The organism is Pseudomonas caspiana (assembly GCF_002158995.1).
Lineage (GTDB): Bacteria > Pseudomonadota > Gammaproteobacteria > Pseudomonadales > Pseudomonadaceae > Aquipseudomonas > Aquipseudomonas caspiana.
The window spans coordinates 228473-243746 of the sequence record NZ_LOHF01000002.1; the positions used below are offsets into that span (position 1 = coordinate 228473).

Below are 15274 nucleotides of genomic sequence, written 5' to 3' on the forward strand. Positions count from 1 at the left end.
TATTCTGACTCAGGCTTTATGCGCAGCCGCCACAATCAACGCCTTCATCTCTGCCACCGCCGCCTTGAACCCCACAAACAGCGCATGCGCCACCAATGCGTGGCCGATGTTCAGTTCGTTGATGCCCTTGATCGCGGCCACGGCCTCGACGTTGTGGTAATGCAAGCCGTGACCGGCATTGACGATCAAGCCTTCGCCCAAGCCGAAAGCCACGCCATCAGCGATCCGCTTCAGTTCTTCAGCGACTTCGGTCGGCGTTTGAGCATCGGCGTAGCGGCCAGTGTGCAATTCGATGGCAGGTGCGCCTACACGCTTTGAAGCAGCGATCTGCTGCTCATCAGCATCGATGAACAACGACACTTCGCAACCCATCTTGCTCAAGCGCTCGACTGCGGCCTTGATACGGGCTTCTTGCCCCGCTACGTCGAGACCACCCTCAGTGGTCAGTTCCTGACGGGTTTCCGGTACAAGGCAAACATGAGCCGGACGAATGCGCTCGGCAAACGCCAGCATCTCTTCGGTGACGCCCATTTCGAAGTTCATGCGGGTCTGCAACACGTCCTTGAGCAGCAGTACGTCGCGCTCCTGAATGTGACGGCGGTCTTCACGCAAATGCACGGTGATGCCATCAGCACCCGCCTCTTCCGCGTCCAGCGCGGCCTTGACCGGGTCCGGATAACGCGTGCCACGGGCCTGACGCAAAGTGGCAACGTGATCGATATTCACGCCAAGAAGGATGCGAGTGCTGTGAGTCACGGGTGTCTCCTGAAATATGATCGAAACAGGTCGGTGAGCATAAAGCCTGATTAGGGCTTGCGAAACAGTTCGCGACTAACCAATGGACGGCCGCCCAGATGCACGGCCAGCGCCTGACGCATCAACCGCTTGGCGGCGGACAAGGCGCCTGGGGCACTCCAGTCAGCCTCAGCCATGGCCAGCAGTTCAGTGCCATTGAACAAACCTGGCTGTAACAGATACACCTGCTCCAGCCCCGCATCCACTTGCAGTCGATACATGCCCTTGGCGTCCAGTGGTTCACCGTTGATGTCGACGTCCAGCGCGAAGCCGTAACCCAGTTCGTCCAGCAGACGCCATTCGAACGAGCGCAGCAATGGCTCCAACGGCCGCCCTTGGGCGAGCGCCTGCAACGTTGCAGCATAGTGATCGAATACCGCGGGATGGGGATCTTCGGCAGGCAGCAGGCGAATCAACAGTTCGTTGAGGTAGAGCCCGCTGAATAGCGCATCACCGACCATCCAGCTGGCGACGCCGGAGCTTTCCATACGGCCGACGTTTTTCAGCTCGCCACGGCCACGGAATTCTACTTCCAACGGGACAAACGGCCGAGCCAACGTGCCCGCCTTGCCTCGCGCACTACGCAGCACGGCACGCAACCGGCCCTGAGGCGTGAGGAAGTCCACCAGTGCGCTGTTTTCACGGTACGCCCGGCTATGCAACACGTAAGCAGGTTGGCCGATTGGCACGCTGGTCATTCAGGCTGCTCTAGGAAAGCAAAGGCACGAGAACGGCGCGACCAGAACAGTCGCGCCGTTGAATCAGGCTTACAGGTCGCCGTAACCCAACGAACGCAGGGCGCGTTCGTCATCGGACCAGCCACCTTTGACTTTAACCCAAAGGTTGAGCATGACCTTGGAGTCGAACAGCAGCTCCATGTCACGGCGCGCTTCGGTACCAATACGCTTGATACGCTCGCCTTTGTCACCAATGATGATTTTCTTCTGACCATCACGCTCGACGAGGATCAGCGCGTGAATATGCAGGGTTTTGCCCTGCTGCTTGAACTCTTCAATTTCCACGGTGATCTGGTACGGCAGCTCGGCACCCAACTGACGCATGATCTTCTCGCGAACCAGCTCCGCGGCCAGGAAACGGCTGCTGCGGTCTGTGATCTGGTCTTCCGGGAAGAAATGATCGTTTTCTGGCAGGTGCGAGGCAATGAGACTTTCCAGCGCGTCCAGGTTGTGCCCGTGCTGCGCGGAGATTGGCACGATTGACGCATTCGGCAGTTGGCCTTGCAGCCACTCCAGATGCGGCATCAATTCAGCCTTGTCTTCGATACGGTCGGTCTTGTTGATCGCCAGGATCAGCGGGCCCTGTACGTACTGAATACGCTCCAGAACCATCTGGTCTTCATCGGTCCAGCGGGTACGGTCAACCACGAAGATCACAACATCAACGTCTTTCAACGCCGCCGACGCCGTTTTGTTCATGTAGCGATTGAGCGCTTTCTCGCCATTTTTGTGCATGCCCGGAGTATCAACGTAGATGGCCTGCACAGCGCCTTCGGTCTTGATGCCCAGCATGTTGTGGCGAGTGGTCTGCGGCTTACGCGATGTGATCGCCAGCTTCTGACCGAGAATGTGGTTAAGCAGCGTGGATTTGCCCACGTTCGGGCGGCCGACGATGGCAACATAGCCACAGCGTGTTGCGATTGAATCAGTCATGGCCGTTCTCCACGCCAAGGGCAATGAGTGCTGCAGCCGCTGCTACCTGTTCGGCAATACGACGGCTGACACCCTGACCCCGGCTTTTTTCATTCAATAAGGTGATCTCGCATTCGACGAAGAATGTCCGGCAATGCGGTTCGCCCTGGATATCCACCACTTCGTAACGTGGCAGTTCGCAGGCACGCGACTGCAGAAACTCCTGCAATCGGGTCTTTGGATCTTTGTTGGTGTCGACCAGCGTCAGGCTGTCGAACTCGGTAGTCAGCCAGGCCAGCACGCGCTCGCGCGCCATCTCCATGCCTGCATCCAGATAAATCGCACCAATCAGCGCCTCAAGGGCGTCGGCCAGAATCGACTCGCGACGGAATCCGCCGCTCTTCAATTCGCCAGACCCCAGACGCAGGTATTCACCCAGATCAAAACCGCGAGCCAGCAAGGCGAGGGTTTCACCCTTTACCAGACGCGCTCGCAGGCGCGACAACTGGCCTTCGCGGGCCTGCGGGAAGCGATCGAACAACGCTTCACCGGCGACAAAATTAAGAATGGCATCACCGAGGAACTCCAGGCGCTCGTTATTGCGCCCAGCGAAGCTGCGGTGGGTCAGGGCCAGGACCATCAGTTCCTGATCCTTGAAGGTATAGCCGAGCTGACGCTCCAGGCGACTCAAGGAAACGCTCACGGTTTACCCACGCTGAAGGTGTCATCGAACATCACCACCAGATCAATATTCTGGATCAGTGATTCACGTTTTTCATATTTCAAATGGGCAAGGAACCTGTTGTTCTCTACCGTCACGCTTAACGCCTTATTCAAATCCACATCCCGAATACTGTTGACCTGCATGCTCTTGCCGACATAACTGTAAAACTCGCTGACCGTACTGATTTCCAGAGCCCGGTTGCTATCAACCGCATTGATGATTTTTTTCATCTCTCTGTTATCGAGGTAGTGCGGGACCAGCTTGAAAGCCACGCTCAGTACAAATATTCCCAGCGCTATCGCCAGCAATACTCCTGTAAACGACCATCCCTTTTGCGAGCTGGCGAACGTCATGTACGACCCCAAGGATAGCTCGTCATCGCACACGCAGATGGTTTCATCAGTCGCGGTACATTTTCGAGCAAGCCCAAATGACATACGGCGCTGTAGAACACAGCGCCGCATTGATTACTTGATCAACCCTACTCGCGAGAAGTTAGGGAAGTGACTCAGTTTCGGCTCAGGCCAGCTCATCCACACAGCAAAAGCCTTACCGACAATGTTCTTGTCCGGAACCATGCCCAACTCATCCTTGGGAATGTTGGGATCATCCCAGTAGCGGCTGTCGTTGGAGTTGTCGCGGTTGTCGCCCATCATGAAGTAATGGCCCGCCGGCACAGTCCACTCACGGTCAGGCGGCGCACGATAGCGGCTCATTTCCTGGCGGATCTGATGCTCAACTTCACCCAGCTTCTCACTGTAAAGCTCAGCGCTGCCCAGCGTTCCAGGCTCGGTGCCGATCAACTGCTTGGCCACCAGCTCACCGTTGACGAACAGCTTCTTGTCACCGGTGTAGCGAATCTGGTCACCCGGCAAACCGATTACACGTTTGATGTAATTGACGCTTGGGTCGCTTGGGTAGCGAAACACCATTACATCGCCGTGTTTCGGCTCACCAATCGAAATGACCTTTTCATCAATGACTGGCAAGCGAATCCCGTAGGAAAACTTGTTCACCAGGATGAAGTCGCCGACCCGCAGCGTCGGGATCATCGATCCTGACGGTATCTGAAAAGGCTCGACCAGAAACGAACGCAAAACCAGCACGATGAACAGTACCGGGAAGAACGATTTGCCGTATTCAACCAGCAATGGCTCTTTGTTCAGGCGCTCGACCACCGCAACATCCGGCTGGCTGACACTGCCCTGATACATCGTGATGGCAGTCCGGCGACGAGGTGCCAGGATGACCAGATCGAGCAACGCCAGCAAACCGCAGACAAAAACAGCGATGACCAGCAACAGCGGGAAATTTAGTGACATAGGACCTGACTATTCCAACCTGAGCACTGCAAGGAAAGCTTCTTGTGGAATTTCCACGTTGCCGACCTGCTTCATGCGTTTCTTACCGGCCTTTTGCTTCTCGAGCAATTTACGTTTCCGGCTGACGTCGCCGCCGTAACATTTGGCCAATACGTTCTTTCTGAGAGCCTTGACGGTTGTACGCGCAATGATCTGACCGCCAATGGCCGCCTGAATCGCTACATCGAACATCTGCCGAGGAATCAGCTCCTTCATCTTTTCGGTCAACGCACGGCCTTTGTAAGCCGCGTTATCACGGTGCACGATCAGCGCCAGTGCATCGACCTTCTCGGCGTTGATCAGCACATCCAGCTTAACCAGATTGGCAGACTGATAACGGTCGAAATGATAGTCCAGCGATGCGTAACCACGACTTACGGATTTGAGACGGTCAAAGAAGTCCAGAACCACTTCATTCATCGGCAAATCGTAAGTCACCTGCACCTGAGTCCCCAGGAACAGCATGTCATGCTGAACACCGCGTTTCTCGATGCACAGCGTAATGACGTTGCCCAGGTGCTCCTGCGGCACAAGAATATTTGCCCGGACAATCGGTTCGCGCATGTCTTCCACGGCCGAAATGTCTGGCAACTTGGACGGGTTATCGACGTAAATCGTTTCGCCTGTCTTGAGCAACAGCTCAAAAATAACGGTAGGCGCAGTCGTGATCAGGTCCAGATCGTACTCACGCTCCAGACGCTCCTGGATGATTTCCATGTGCAGCATGCCGAGGAAGCCGCAACGGAAGCCGAAGCCCAGTGCGTCAGAGCTTTCTGGCAAGTACTGCAAGGACGAGTCATTCAGCGTGAGCTTTTGCAGCGCTTCGCGGAAGTCTTCGAAATCATCGGAACTGACCGGGAACAGACCGGCATAAACCTGAGGCTGGATACGCTTGAAACCCGGCAGGACTTCAACATCAGGCGTGGTGCTCAAGGTCAGCGTGTCACCCACCGGCGCACCGTGAATGTCCTTGATACCTGCAATGATGAAGCCTACTTCACCGGCTTTCAGATCAGCAGTGGCCGTGTGCTTGGGAGTAAACACACCCACGCTGTCGACCAGATGCAACTTGCCAGTGGACTTGACCAGGATCTTGTCGCCCTTCTTCACCCGGCCGTGACGCACACGAACCAGGGAGACGACGCCCAGATAGTTGTCGAACCACGAGTCGATGATCAACGCCTGCAGCGGATCTTCAATGTTACCGGTAGGTGCAGGAATGGTCTGAACCAGACGCTCCAGCACTTCATCGACGCCCATACCGCTCTTGGCGCTGCACGCTACGGCGTCAGTGGCATCAATGCCGATAATCTTCTCGATTTCGTCTTTGACGCGATCCGGATCGGCCTGCGGCAAGTCCATCTTGTTCAGTACCGGCATGACCTCAAGGCCTTGCTCGATGGCGGTATAACAGTTGGCAACGGACTGGGCTTCAACGCCTTGACCGGCATCCACAACCAGCAACGCACCTTCGCACGCTGCCAGGGAGCGGCTGACTTCATAGGTGAAGTCAACGTGGCCTGGGGTGTCGATGAAGTTCAGCTGGTAGGTTTTGCCGTCATTGGCCTTGTAGTGCAGCGTGACGCTGTGGGCCTTGATGGTGATCCCGCGCTCACGCTCGAGATCCATGGAGTCAAGTACCTGAGCTTCCATTTCGCGCTCGGACAAGCCACCGCACATTTGAATGAAGCGGTCGGCCAGCGTCGACTTGCCATGGTCAATGTGGGCGATGATGGAGAAATTACGGATATGACTCAAATCACTCACGGATCAACACTCAAAAAGGATGCAGGCAGATTACCCGCCAAAAAATAGCCGGGAATTGTACCTGAACTAACGCTGGGGCGTCACGTTAAGAGGCGACTGGTTAAGCATCAGGGCACACTCCGGATACAAAAAAGGGCGGTCAGCGCCGCCCTTCCTTGTTAATCAACCCTGCTATTCAGGGAGCTTGAAGGTAATGAAGCTCGCACGGCCCTGACGCAATACACGCATGGAGACAGAACGATTCTTCGGCAGGGCTTTGGCTATTTCGGTGAAGTTTTTCGCCGAGCTGATGGCCTGATTGTTCAAGTGGGTAATCACATCGCCAGCTTGCAGACCGATGAGAGCCGCCGGACCGTCGGTCACTTCCTTGATGATCACACCGCCCTTGAGCTCAAGAGTCTTCTGCTGCTCAGCGGTGAGATCTGCAACCGAAACACCCAGACGATTGCTACTGCGTTCAACACCAGCGGCAGCACCGGAGCCCATCTCCTGACCTTCATCGGGCAACGCGCCCACCGTAACAGTCAGGTTTTGACGCTTGCCGTCACGAATGATGCCCAGCTCAGCCTTACTGCCATCCTTGAGGTTGCCAATCAAGTGCGGCAGATCAGCCGACATCACGATAGGCGTACCATTGGCAGTCAGGATGACGTCACCAACCTGCAGACCACCCTTCGCAGCCGGACCGTTGTCGAGCACCTGAGCAACCAGCGCACCGGCAGGCTTGTCGAGACCGAAGGATTCAGCCAGGTCTTTGTTAACCTCCTGAATCACAACGCCCAGCCAGCCACGGTTTACCTTGCCGCTAGCCTTGATCTGATTCGCAACGTCCAGCGCTACATCGATAGGAATCGCGAACGACAGGCCCATGAAACCACCGGAGCGGGTGAAAATCTGCGAATTGATACCGACCACTTCGCCCGACATGTTGAACAGCGGACCACCGGAGTTACCCGGATTGATCGCCACGTCAGTCTGGATAAACGGCACATAAGTATCGTTCGGCAGGCTACGGCCTTTGGCGCTGACAATACCTTTGGTCACCGAATGATCGAAGCCGAACGGTGAACCGATCGCCAATACCCACTCGCCGACTTTAAGTTTCTCGGAGTTGCCGAGCTTGACCGTAGGCAGGTCTTTTCCTTCGATTTTCAAAACGGCAACGTCAGTGCGCGGATCCGTACCGACCAGTTTGGCTTTCAACTCACTGCGATCAGACAGACGAACCAGAATTTCATCAGCCCCGTCGATCACGTGATTATTGGTCAGGACATAGCCGTCAGCCGAAATAATGAAACCTGACCCCAGCGATTGCGCTTCACGCTGACGGTCTCCACGACCCGACCCAGGCGGACGAGAACCTGGCGGCACGCTGCGCTCAAGAAACTCGCGCAACATCGGCGGCAAGCCTTCGAGATCAGGCATTTGGTTCTGAGCGACGGAGCGCTCCGGCATTTTCTGACGGGTACTGATGTTTACGACGGCAGGGGAAGCTTGCTCGACAAGGCTGGTGAAGTCCGGCAACGCCTCGGCCTGAGCCGTGACGACTTGCCCAAGCATCAGCACAGCGGCAAACAGTGAGAGATAGGATTTCAAGCTTGGTATCGACATATGGCTCCCGTTCACAACGAGCATAGTTAAGCAGTACAGACCGAACGTCCCAGAAGACCGACGGCCATGGCACTCGACCGAGTGCAGATTTCCGGCAGCCACTTTCCTGGCCCTGAAACAACAAAGGCCAGAGCTGCGAGGCTGTGACCTATAGAAAAAAACGAGAGTTTTTGCAACCTGGAAAGCTCACCAAACATTTCGGAGAACTGACCATAAGCCCTGCAAATGCTTGCTCTGCGGCTTACCTGGCCCAAGATGAAACCTTCTACATCTTGGGCACTGACCATCACTTTTGCGAACTACTTCTTACTGGCTTGCAGATCAGTACTGCGAAGCGAAAGCGCAACTCGCTCGGCCGTACCAATTGGCACTTCACCCACAACTGTCACCAGCACGTCGCCTTTAGGCGTCGTGAGCCGACGAGACACAGCAACGGTGGGACCCAGCTGAGTCCGCGTATCAGTTACCGCCGCACCACTGATGGGTTCTACGAAGACCGAGAATCTGGCAATGCCATCGTCATACATCAGATTGCTGATCTGGACGCTGGAAGCCGAATCCTTGCGAACTGCGCTACTGCTCAACTCGAAGCCTGGCGGCGTCCACTCCAGACGCCAAGGCGCTGGTTTTCTGGAAGCTTCTGGCTTGGCCTTGGCAACGTCCACAGGCTTGCAATCAGCGCTGGCTTGCAACATCTGATCAGCAGGGACGCTGGCAGTATCAAATTCAGTGAACTGGAATCGCTCAAGGAGCTGCCCTTTTTCACTGAGCAGGAGCGACTTGAGTGGTAATCCGGTTTCATCGTCGAGGTGCAACTCAATGCCGTAACGATGTTGATCCTTGGGCGCCAGTGCAATGATTTTTGCCGGACGACCAGCCACACGCGAAGTACCAACGACTTTCATGTCGTACCAGGCGGAAAGCTTCTTAACATCGTATGCATGAACTGCAGAATCAGGGACATTGGAGACTCCTGCTTCCAGAGTGCCACTGACGCACTGGGTTACCCCATCAACGCGTAACACTTCCTGAGCGGAACCATCCAATTGGAGCAGGCGCTCACGAACCTTGCCATCAGTTACCCGATGCCAGATTCGATGAGTAGAGAAATTGCCATTTCGCTCGTAAATGAAGGTGCCTTGAAAGCTTTGCTTTTGCTCAGCCTGCGCAAGACGCTTCAGCGAGTCTTGCGCATCATCGGCATGAGCGGGGAGGACAAGCCATCCACCAAGCAACAAGGGCAATAGAGGGATGGCGCGCATGATCCTCCTTAACGGTTTTCCAGGCTTGCAGCGCGGGCGTAAGGCAGAGCGCTTTCAGTACCTTTCAACGCTGCCTGTTGAGCATGTTGACGCAGGTAGCCGGGGATACGCTGATCCTGGCCAGCCTGACCTTGCAGAACACCGTTAACCATTGGACCTTGAGCAGGTTCGCTGCTCTCGGTGTAACCTGCCAGTACAGCCGGACCTTTCACCTGAGGAACAGACAGGCTGGCAGGCTGTGGAGCCTGCTGCGCCAACTGTGCACCGGCAATGTCATCCTGGTTGTACAGACGTACACCAGCCAGAACGGCAACTGTAACGGAGGCAGCAACTGCCAGACGTCCCAGGCTACGCCATGGGCCACGACCGGCTTTCAACGGGCTGACTTCATCGGCGATCGCGGCAGAGACTGCAGCCGTGATATCCAAGTGAGGCATCAACAGCTCTTTGTGCATCGCTGCACGAGCAATCTGATAACGCGACCATGTGGCACGTGTATCCGCATCGTCGATTGCATTAAGCACCCGACGTAATTCCAGTTCGTCCGCTTCGTTATCCATCACTGCGGACAGCGATTCCTGCAGGGCTTCACGACTCATGGCGGTTCCTCTCTTGGCTATCGCCGCTGTCTCAGGATTCCTGCAACAACGGCTGCAGGGCTTTATCGATGGCTTCCCGAGCGCGGAAAATCCGAGATCGCACGGTACCCACCGGACATTGCATGACGCTGGCAATGTCCTCGTAACTCAGACCGTCGAACTCACGTAAAGTTAGTGCCGTACGCAAATCTTCCGGGAGAAGCTGGATGGTTCGATGGACAGTGCCCTCGATCTCATCCCTTAACAATGCACGCTCCGGCGACTCGATGTCCTTGAGGCCATGATCGCCATCGTAGAACTCCGCGTCTTCAGACCTTACATCGCTATCTGGTGGTCGCCGACCGCGCGATACCAGATAGTTCTTCGCCGTGTTAATGGCGATGCGGTACAGCCACGTGTAAAAGGCGCTGTCACCGCGAAAATTTCCAAGTGCACGATAGGCCTTGATAAAGGCTTCCTGTGCAACGTCTTGAGCTTCATGGGTGTCGTGCACGAAACGCACGATCAACCCGAGAATCTTGTGCTGATACTTCAGCACCAACAGATCAAAAGCTCGCTTGTCGCCGCGCTGAACGCGTTCGACCAGCTGCTGATCCTCTTCCTGGGTTAGCATGAACACTCCTCATAGAGCTTGAAGGAGCGCTGTACCCGCCAGTGTGTCGGCTTGCATACATAGACTCGGGCTTCTCGCAAAAGTTCTCCCCTCCAGGCAAGTTTCCTGTGGACGCTCAATGGTCCGCACGGAAAAACGCAGCTCGAACCAGGTCGGCTGCGCGAATAATCTAGTCGTCGAATTCGCAGGTGGCAGCTTCATCCAGCCCCATTAAAAGCCGACGCCGTCCCTTTACAGGCAACCAGCTATTGAACCCGGGCCATCATAAAAAGTTCCCTGAGTTCTATCGCCAGCGTGAGACCAATAACGTCACTTCGTAGGAAGATAGCCGCAGTATTACGGAGTCTGCGCACTAACTGACGGGTAACGGTATGCATTCAGACACGGACTGGAGCACAATCCGGGCCCTTCATGGTTCCACATTGCCATAAAGGCGCGGCTATTGTGCCGCTAGACCCTTACTTATACTAGTGGCCGCAGCATGCGGAGTTCAGAGATGAGCCAACATTTTCAACACGACGTACTGGTAATCGGCAGCGGCGCAGCAGGCTTGAGCCTCGCTCTGACACTGCCCACCCATCTTCGGATCGCGGTCCTTAGCAAGGGAGAGCTGGCCAATGGCTCCACATTCTGGGCCCAAGGCGGGGTTGCCGCGGTTCTTGATGAAAGCGATACCGTGCAATCCCACGTGGAGGACACGCTCGATGCGGGTGGCGGACTGTGTAATGAAGACGCTGTGCGCTTCACCGTTGAACACAGTCGCGAAGCAATTCAGTGGCTGATCGATCAAGGCGTACCCTTCACTCGTGAAGATCACTCAGGCAGCGAAGACAGCGGTTTCGAATTCCATCTGACTCGCGAAGGTGGCCACAGTCATCGCCGTATCATTCACGCGGCAGACGCCACCGGCGCAGCAATTTTCACGACATTGCTGGAGCAAGCCAGATCCCGGCCCAATATTGAGTTACTGGAACAGCGCGTTGCCATCGACCTGATCACCGAGCGCCGTCTCGGCCTGCAAGGACAACGCTGTCTGGGCGCCTACGTGCTTAATCGCAGCAGCGGCGAAGTCGACACTTATGGCGCACGCTTCACTGTCCTGGCATCTGGCGGTGCAGCCAAGGTCTACCTCTATACCAGCAACCCTGACGGCGCGTGCGGGGATGGCATTGCTATGGCCTGGCGATCAGGTTGTCGGGTAGCGAACCTGGAATTCAACCAGTTCCACCCGACGTGCCTTTATCATCCGCAAGCCAAGAGCTTCCTGGTCACTGAAGCGCTTCGCGGGGAAGGTGCCTACCTCAAGCTGCCTAACGGCGAACGCTTCATGCAGCGCTTCGACTCCCGTGCTGAACTGGCGCCTCGCGACATCGTTGCTCGCGCCATCGACCACGAAATGAAGCGCCTGGGCATCGATTGCGTCTATCTGGACATCAGCCACAAACCTGAAGCCTTCATCAAGAGCCATTTCCCGACGGTCTATGAGCGCTGCCTAGAATTCGCCATCGACATCACCCGCGAGCCGATACCGGTAGTCCCGGCGGCGCATTACACCTGTGGCGGCGTAATGGTTGACTCTCGCGGCCGCACCGACGTACCTGGCCTGTATGCCATTGGTGAAACCAGTTGCACTGGTCTGCACGGTGCCAACCGCATGGCTAGCAACTCACTGCTCGAGTGCTTCGTCTATGCCCGTTCGGCGGCAGCAGACATTCTTGAACAACTGCCCCAGATCCCGGCAGCCGTGCCTTTGCCGATGTGGGATGCCAGTCAAGTGACCGACTCCGATGAAGACGTGATCATCGCCCACAACTGGGATGAGCTAAGACGATTCATGTGGGACTACGTGGGAATCGTGCGCACCAACAAACGTTTGCAGCGCGCTCAGCATCGAGTGCGTCTGCTACTTGATGAGATTGATGAGTTCTACAGCAACTATAAAGTCAGCAGAGACTTGATTGAGTTGCGCAATCTTGCACAGGTTGCCGAACTGATGATCCGCTCGGCCATGGAGCGCAAGGAGTCTCGGGGCCTGCACTACACGCTGGATTACCCGGACATGCTGCCCGAAGCGATGGACACTATTCTGGTGCCGCCCACCTACTTCGACTGAATTTCAGTCGTAGTCGCAGTCGCCGGTGAATATCCGGCGCCAGTGCGTCGCGAGGGATACACAGACCACGCGTCATCCGCCATCTGCTGCGACTTTCACCCGCAAGGCGAAAACGCAGCACAACAATCATAGGCAGCGCGATGCTGTCGCGGCACAACTGCACGGACTGCCAGCCATCGCGCCGGCTCCACAACTGCCAGCCTTCGGCGTTGCGCCGCAGGCCGGTAAAGGCAGTGCTACCGTTCAGCAGAATTGAACCGGGTAACACGCAGATGCCATGAGCCATACACAGCGCCAGACCGAGCCCCACCGCCCAACCTGGAACAGCCAGGAAATAAAGAGAGATCAGAGCCAGAAGTTGCGCGCCGCTGTATGCCACCAGCAATGCCCTTGAGGCATGCCAATGGCATTCAAAACGATCACTTGGGCTGGACACGGTCCAGAATCATGCGAACCATGCGTTGAAGTTCGGCATCTTCAGATTCGGCACGCTGCATGAACCAGCCAAACATGTCCTGGTCTTCACACGTCAGCAAGCGGCGATACAGTTCGCGGTCAACATCGTTGAGCGTCGGATAGACTTCCCGGACAAACGGTACCAGCAGCACATCCAGTTCAAGCATGCCGCGGCGGCTGTGCCAGTAAAGGCGGTTGAGTTCGACGTCTTCGACCATGGAGCGCTCCTCAAAATAGGCGGCGAGTATACAACCGCAAGCCTCATGAGCGAACCGTGCATTAGTCGCAGTAGTTTTCATGTACCCATTAGCCGGACTCGGCACTATCATGTGCCCCAGACTTTTTCCCGTTGCGATGACCCATGGCCGACTCAGCTTTCTACTGCCCGCTTTCCCATGAAGGTGTTCTCGCCGTCCGCGGCGTTGATGCCAGCAAATTCCTGCAAGGCCAATTGACTTGCAATCTCGACTACCTGAGCGAAGCCAAAGCGACGTTGGGTGCACGCTGCACGCAAAAGGGCCGCATGCAGTCGAGCTTTCGCATCCTGCTCGAAGGCGATGGCTGCCTGCTGGCAATGGCCACCGAACTGATCGAGCCGCAATTGGCCGATCTGAAGAAGTACGCCGTATTCTCCAAATCGAAACTGACCGATGAGAGCGCCTCATGGGTGCGTTTCGGCCTGCACAACGGCGACGGCGCCTTGGTAAACCTTGGCCTTGACCTCGCTCAAGATACCGATGCAGTTGCTCGCGCCAACGATTTGATCGCGATCCGGGTATCTCCTGCCAGAGCCGAATTGTGGGTCCGCGCCGATCAGGCCGGCGATATTCAAACGCGCCTGGCTGCTCACCTGAGCGAAGGCACACTCAACGATTGGCAGTTGGGTCAGATTCGCGCAGGTATCGGCCAAGTATTCGGCGCCACCCGCGAAGAGTTCATCCCGCAAATGCTCAACTTGCAGGCCGTTGGCGGAGTGAGCTTTAAAAAAGGCTGCTATACGGGCCAGGAAATCGTTGCTCGCATGCAATACCTCGGCAAGCTCAAGCGCCGTCTTTATCGTCTGACGCTGGCGGATCAAGAACTGCCAGAGCCCGGCGCAGCACTGTTCTCCCCGGTACATGCCAGCGCCGTCGGTAACGTCGTCCTGTCGGCAAAAGCCGAGGATGGTATCGAGTTGCTGGCCGTGCTTCAGGCCGATGCCGTCGAAAATGCCCGGATTCAGCTCGGCTCACCGGAGGGCCCGGCGCTTCAATTGGCTGACTTGCCATACACGCTGGATAGCAAACTCGAAACACAGCGCTGATACAGGCGAACACCTTCACGCTGGAAATGTCTGCATATCTGTCCCGCCTCCGCGCGCCTCAGGCACGACAGTGCGCGGGACTACCCAAACGTCTATGAGATGCGACATGAGCAAGATGGCTGAAGAGGTGCAAAGGAACTTGATCAAGGCGATCGATAGAGACGCTTTGTTCTTGCCTACCCTTCCGGAAGTAGCATTGAAGATTCGCCTCGCGGCTGAGAACACCGAAATCAGCGTTGCCGAGTTGAGCCGCGTGATCGGCAGCGACACCGCGCTTTCAGCACGCTTGATCAAGGTGGTGAATAGCCCGCTGCTACGGCCGAATTTTGAAGTAAGCGACGTCAACACTGCCATTACCCGGCTGGGCGTCAACTACACCTGCAACCTGGCTATCGGGCTGGTGGTGGAACAGATGTTCCATGCCAAGTCCGAAGTAGTGGAAAGCAAATTGCGGGAAATCTGGAGACAGAGCCTGCAAGTGGCAGGGATCAGTTATGCGCTGAGCTACCGCCGCCCTGAACTCAAGCCGGACAAAGCAACGCTCGCCGGATTGATCCATTTGATCGGCGTGCTACCAATCCTGACCTACGCCGAGGATCACTTCGAGCTGCTATCGGACCCGGTCAGCCTTAACCACGTCATTGAAGCCATTCACCCGGTGATCGGTGAACGACTGCTGCGCTCGTGGGACTTCCCTGAGCCATTAGCGACAGTTCCCACACGGTTCCAGGATTTCACACGGGTGTCGAAATCAGCGGACTACATCGACTTGGTACAAATAGCCACCGTGCATATCCACAAAGAGACCGCGCATCCCTATAGCCAGATAGACATGAGCACCCTTCCCGCTTTTCTCCAGCTAGGCCTGGACATGAGCGGCGGTCATCTATGGGCGGAAATGGATGAAGCGAAGATGATGCTTTATTAGGAACGCGATACCGGCACGATCGACATGTAACAGGTCCAGACTATGTGGGGCCGAATTGATTCGGGAAGACGGTATTTCAGTTTATATAAAAGC

16 protein-coding genes are annotated in these 15274 nt (G+C 56.1%); 3 read left to right on the plus strand and 13 right to left on the minus strand.

Annotation, left to right across the window (positions count from 1 at the left end; genetic code table 11):
* Positions 1 to 9: 9 nt before the first annotated feature.
* From pdxJ to rpoE, 11 genes are all read right to left on the minus strand, one after another.
* A complete protein-coding gene (gene pdxJ / locus AUC60_RS03400) occupies positions 10 to 756 on the minus strand; it encodes a pyridoxine 5'-phosphate synthase (protein ID WP_087264683.1) in 747 nt (248 codons plus the stop codon).
* A gap of 50 nt (positions 757 to 806) precedes the next feature.
* The gene (gene recO, locus AUC60_RS03405) at positions 807 to 1493 is read right to left on the minus strand and encodes a DNA repair protein RecO (RefSeq protein ID WP_087264684.1); all 687 of its coding nucleotides are present in this window, start codon (positions 1491 to 1493) and stop codon (positions 807 to 809) included.
* Between the two features lie 69 nt (positions 1494 to 1562).
* Entirely contained in the window at positions 1563 to 2465 is a 903-nt protein-coding gene (gene era, locus AUC60_RS03410) for a GTPase Era (protein WP_087264685.1), read from the minus strand.
* A complete protein-coding gene (gene rnc, locus AUC60_RS03415) occupies positions 2458 to 3147 on the minus strand; it encodes a ribonuclease III (protein WP_027899778.1) in 690 nt (229 codons plus the stop codon). The genes era and rnc overlap by 8 nt, the downstream gene beginning before the upstream one ends.
* Complete coding sequence (locus AUC60_RS03420; RefSeq protein WP_087264686.1) at positions 3144 to 3521, minus strand: DUF4845 domain-containing protein; 378 nt, start codon at positions 3519 to 3521, stop codon at positions 3144 to 3146. Before AUC60_RS03420 ends, rnc begins: the two co-directional genes overlap by 4 nt.
* A gap of 114 nt (positions 3522 to 3635) precedes the next feature.
* Positions 3636 to 4490, minus strand: a complete 855-nt coding sequence (gene lepB / locus AUC60_RS03425; RefSeq protein ID WP_087264687.1) for a signal peptidase I — start codon at positions 4488 to 4490, stop codon at positions 3636 to 3638.
* A gap of 9 nt (positions 4491 to 4499) precedes the next feature.
* Entirely contained in the window at positions 4500 to 6296 is a 1797-nt protein-coding gene (gene lepA, locus AUC60_RS03430; protein WP_087264688.1) for a translation elongation factor 4, read from the minus strand.
* Between the two features lie 171 nt (positions 6297 to 6467).
* Positions 6468 to 7856, minus strand: coding sequence for a DegQ family serine endoprotease (locus tag AUC60_RS03435; protein ID WP_372489462.1), 1389 nt, complete (start codon positions 7854 to 7856; stop codon positions 6468 to 6470).
* Between the two features lie 350 nt (positions 7857 to 8206).
* Positions 8207 to 9169 carry a MucB/RseB C-terminal domain-containing protein gene (locus tag AUC60_RS03440; RefSeq protein WP_087264690.1) on the minus strand — a complete coding sequence of 321 codons (963 nt, stop codon included), beginning with the start codon at positions 9167 to 9169 and terminating at the stop codon, positions 8207 to 8209.
* An 8-nt stretch (positions 9170 to 9177) separates the two neighbouring features.
* On the minus strand, positions 9178 to 9768 hold the full coding sequence (locus AUC60_RS03445) for a sigma-E factor negative regulatory protein (RefSeq protein ID WP_087264691.1): 591 nt from the start codon (positions 9766 to 9768) through the stop codon (positions 9178 to 9180).
* A gap of 31 nt (positions 9769 to 9799) precedes the next feature.
* Positions 9800 to 10381, minus strand: coding sequence for an RNA polymerase sigma factor RpoE/AlgU (gene rpoE / locus AUC60_RS03450; protein ID WP_020288878.1), 582 nt, complete (start codon positions 10379 to 10381; stop codon positions 9800 to 9802).
* A 496-nt stretch (positions 10382 to 10877) separates the two neighbouring features.
* On the opposite strand from rpoE, the gene nadB reads away from it, so the two are divergent.
* On the plus strand, positions 10878 to 12494 hold the full coding sequence (nadB, locus tag AUC60_RS03455; RefSeq protein WP_087264692.1) for an L-aspartate oxidase: 1617 nt from the start codon (positions 10878 to 10880) through the stop codon (positions 12492 to 12494).
* Here the strand turns inward: nadB and AUC60_RS03460 are convergent.
* Together AUC60_RS03460 and AUC60_RS03465 are read right to left on the minus strand one after the other, a co-directional pair.
* Positions 12463 to 12930, minus strand: coding sequence for a protein YgfX (locus AUC60_RS03460; protein ID WP_087264693.1), 468 nt, complete (start codon positions 12928 to 12930; stop codon positions 12463 to 12465). The genes nadB and AUC60_RS03460 overlap by 32 nt on opposite strands.
* Positions 12914 to 13168 (minus strand): FAD assembly factor SdhE, encoded by a 255-nt coding sequence (locus tag AUC60_RS03465; protein ID WP_087264694.1) that lies wholly within the window; start codon positions 13166 to 13168, stop codon positions 12914 to 12916. Before AUC60_RS03465 ends, AUC60_RS03460 begins: the two co-directional genes overlap by 17 nt.
* A gap of 143 nt (positions 13169 to 13311) precedes the next feature.
* Between AUC60_RS03465 and ygfZ the strand changes: the two genes are divergently transcribed.
* Entirely contained in the window at positions 13312 to 14253 is a 942-nt protein-coding gene (gene ygfZ, locus AUC60_RS03470) for a CAF17-like 4Fe-4S cluster assembly/insertion protein YgfZ (RefSeq protein WP_087264695.1), read from the plus strand.
* A 106-nt stretch (positions 14254 to 14359) separates the two neighbouring features.
* Entirely contained in the window at positions 14360 to 15181 is an 822-nt protein-coding gene (locus AUC60_RS03475) for an HDOD domain-containing protein (protein WP_087264696.1), read from the plus strand.
* The last annotated feature ends 93 nt before the right edge of the window (positions 15182 to 15274 follow it).

Coding starts and splice junctions, on each gene's coding strand:
- recO (WP_087264684.1), bottom strand. CDS start 1,493: ATGACCAGCGTGCCAATCGGCCAACCTGCTTACGTGTTGCATAGCCGG.
- era (WP_087264685.1), bottom strand. CDS start 2,465: ATGACTGATTCAATCGCAACACGCTGTGGCTATGTTGCCATCGTCGGC.
- AUC60_RS03420 (WP_087264686.1), bottom strand. CDS start 3,521: ATGACGTTCGCCAGCTCGCAAAAGGGATGGTCGTTTACAGGAGTATTG.
- lepB (WP_087264687.1), bottom strand. CDS start 4,490: ATGTCACTAAATTTCCCGCTGTTGCTGGTCATCGCTGTTTTTGTCTGC.
- AUC60_RS03435 (WP_372489462.1), bottom strand. CDS start 7,856: ATGCTTGGGCAAGTCGTCACGGCTCAGGCCGAGGCGTTGCCGGACTTC.
- AUC60_RS03440 (WP_087264690.1), bottom strand. CDS start 9,169: ATGCGCGCCATCCCTCTATTGCCCTTGTTGCTTGGTGGATGGCTTGTC.
- AUC60_RS03445 (WP_087264691.1), bottom strand. CDS start 9,768: ATGAGTCGTGAAGCCCTGCAGGAATCGCTGTCCGCAGTGATGGATAAC.
- rpoE (WP_020288878.1), bottom strand. CDS start 10,381: ATGCTAACCCAGGAAGAGGATCAGCAGCTGGTCGAACGCGTTCAGCGC.
- nadB (WP_087264692.1), top strand. CDS start 10,878: ATGAGCCAACATTTTCAACACGACGTACTGGTAATCGGCAGCGGCGCA.
- AUC60_RS03465 (WP_087264694.1), bottom strand. CDS start 13,168: ATGGTCGAAGACGTCGAACTCAACCGCCTTTACTGGCACAGCCGCCGC.
- ygfZ (WP_087264695.1), top strand. CDS start 13,312: ATGGCCGACTCAGCTTTCTACTGCCCGCTTTCCCATGAAGGTGTTCTC.
- AUC60_RS03475 (WP_087264696.1), top strand. CDS start 14,360: ATGAGCAAGATGGCTGAAGAGGTGCAAAGGAACTTGATCAAGGCGATC.